The organism is Candidatus Frankia alpina, assembly GCF_902806485.1.
In the GTDB taxonomy this organism is placed as follows: domain Bacteria; phylum Actinomycetota; class Actinomycetes; order Frankiales; family Frankiaceae; genus Frankia; species Frankia alpina.
The window spans coordinates 1-2,403 of record NZ_CADCWT010000413.1 but is presented as its reverse complement, the minus strand read 5'-3'; the positions used below and the strand labels follow the sequence as shown (position 1 = coordinate 2,403).

The window sequence follows — 2,403 nt, the reverse complement described above, 5'->3', positions numbered from 1 at the left end:
GCGACGCGCCAGAAGGCTTCGGCGACGATGGCGTTGCTCATCTTCGAGGTGCCGCGTTCGCGTTCGACGAAGGTGATGGGCACCTCGGTGACGCGGAAGCCGACGCGCCAGGCCTGCCAGGCGAGGTCGATCTGGAAGCAGTAGCCCTGGGAGGAGACGCCGGACAGGTCGCGGTCGCGCAGGACGTCGGCGCGGTAGGCGCGGTAGCCGGCGGTGGCGTCGCGTAGTGGCATGCCGAGGGCGGCGCGGACGTAGAGGTTGCCGCCGCGGGAGAGCAGCAGTCGGGTGCGGGGCCAGTTGCTGACCTCTCCCCCGGGTATCCAGCGGGAGCCGATGACGAGATCGGCGTGGGCGAGGGCGGCGAGCAGGCGGGGTAGCTGTTCGGGCTGGTGGGAGCCGTCCGCGTCCATTTCGACGATGACGGTGTAGCCGTGTTCGAGGGCCCAGGTGAAGCCGGCGACGTAGGCGGTGCCGAGGCCGGATTTGCTGTCACGGTGCAGGACGTGGATGTGGTCGTCGTTGTCGGCGAGTTCGTCGGCGATCTTCCCGGTGCCGTCGGGGCTGGCGTCGTCGATGACGAGCAGGTCGACCGTCGGGTTCGCTGCGCGTAGGCGGCGGGCGGTGTCGGGGAGGTTGTCCCGCTCGTTGTAGGTGGGGACGCAGACGACAACGCGGTGGAGATCCACGCGGTTCCTTTCCTGATCGGGGGCCATGTCCGTCAGGCCGGCCCGGCGGGCGTCACCGTGGGTGTCGTCTCGTGGGGTCGTGGTGCCTGCGGGGTGATGTCGGTGTGGTTCTCGCCGGTGGTGAGGCGGGTTCGGCGGCGGATCACTGCCGCTATCATGGCGCCCACGCCGAGGGCGAGCAGCACCGCCTCGGGGAGGATTCCGGCTCGGTCGGCGAGGGTTTGGCTGGTGCGTCGGGGCAGGGCGGCGGTGAGGATACCGGGTTCGTACAGGCCGGTCTTGACGAGCAGGTGGCCGTCGGGGGCGATGAGGGCGCTTTCGCCGCTGGTGGAGATCTGGACGGTGGCGCGGCCGTGTTCGACGGCGCGCAGTCGGGACATGGCGAGTTGCTGCTGGCTTTCGCCGTTGCGGCCGAAGGAGGCGTTGTTGGTTTGGATGACGAGGATTTCGGCACCGTGGTTGACGGTGTCGCGGACGAGGTCGTCGTAGGCGACTTCGAAGCAGATGACGTCGCCGATGGTGGTGCCGGCGGTGTGGAGGGCGCCGGGGCTGTGGCCGGGGAGGAAGTCGCTGGGCATGTCGTCGGCGAAGCGGCCGATGAGGCGGGTGAGCAGGGCTCGGCCGGGGAGGTATTCGGCGAAGGGGACGGGGTGTTGTTTGACGTACATCTGGCCGGTGAAGCCGTCGGCGGTCCAGATCATGCCGGCGTTGCGGACGTGGTGGGGGCCGGGGCCGTCGAGGACGGCGCCGACGAGCAGGGGGGCGCCGGCGGTGCGGGCGGCGTCGCGCAGGGCGCTTGCGACGGTGGGGTCTCGCAGGGGGTCGAGGTCGGAGGAGTTCTCGGGCCACAGGACGAGGTCGGGGGCCGGGCGGTGGCCGTCGGCGGCGAGGCGGCGGGTCTGGGTGAGGTGGTTGGCGGTGACCTGGAAGGCGCGGCCGAGGGCGTGGATGCCGCCGTCGGCGGGGACGTTGCCCTGGATGGCGGCGATGGTGAGGGTGCCGTGTTCGGCGGTGGTGGGTAGGGGGACGAGTAGGCCGGCGAGGGTGAGGGCGGTGGCGCCGAGCAGGGGTGGGGCGAGGCGTCGTGGCGCGGCGTGCCAGTGGCCGGTTGGGGTGCGGGTTGGGGTGGTGGTGTGCAGGAGGGCGTGGGCGAGCAGGGCGCCGGTGGCGGCGACGACGGCGGTGAGCAGGGGGGCGCCGCCGAGGGCGGCGAGTCCGGTCAGCGGGCTTGCGGACTGGGTGAAGGCGAGTCGGCCCCAGGGGAAGCCGCCGAAGGGGGCGCGGCCGCGCAGCGCCTCTTGGGCGACCCAGACGGCGCCGGTCCACAGCCAGGGTGCGGGTAGGCGCCAGACGAGGGTGGTGGCGGGGGCGACGAGGGCGAGGATGGCGGCTTCGGCGACGGCGAGGGCGATCCAGGCGTCGGCGCCGACGAAGGAGACGAAGCGCAGCAGCGGCAGGCAGAACGTGAGGCCGAACAGGGCGCCGAGGGCGTAGGAGGAGCGCAGGCGGCGGCCGCGGACGGTGAGGGTGAGCACGGTGACGGCGAGGGGGGCCAGTGGCCAGGCGCCGACCGGTGGGGTGGCGAGGTAGAGCAGGGCGCCGCCGAGTAGGGCGCCCAGCACTGGTGGGGTGCGTCGGCGCAGGGTGGCGCGGCGGCGGACGCGGCGGGCGGCCCGGTCGGGTTCGGCGGGAGCGGCGGGTTCAGCGGGAGTGGCGG

Annotated in this window: 2 protein-coding genes; both read right to left on the bottom strand. The window is 73.0% G+C overall.

Annotated elements, in window-relative coordinates:
• Window positions 1-686, bottom strand: a 686-nt coding sequence (locus tag G6R25_RS23400; RefSeq protein ID WP_163554590.1) for a polyprenol monophosphomannose synthase, incomplete at its 3' end; no start/stop codon positions are given.
• Window positions 687-718: 32 nt separating this feature from the next.
• The coding region (lnt, locus tag G6R25_RS23395) for an apolipoprotein N-acyltransferase (protein ID WP_235949494.1) at window positions 719-2,403 on the bottom strand (1,685 nt) is incomplete at its 5' end.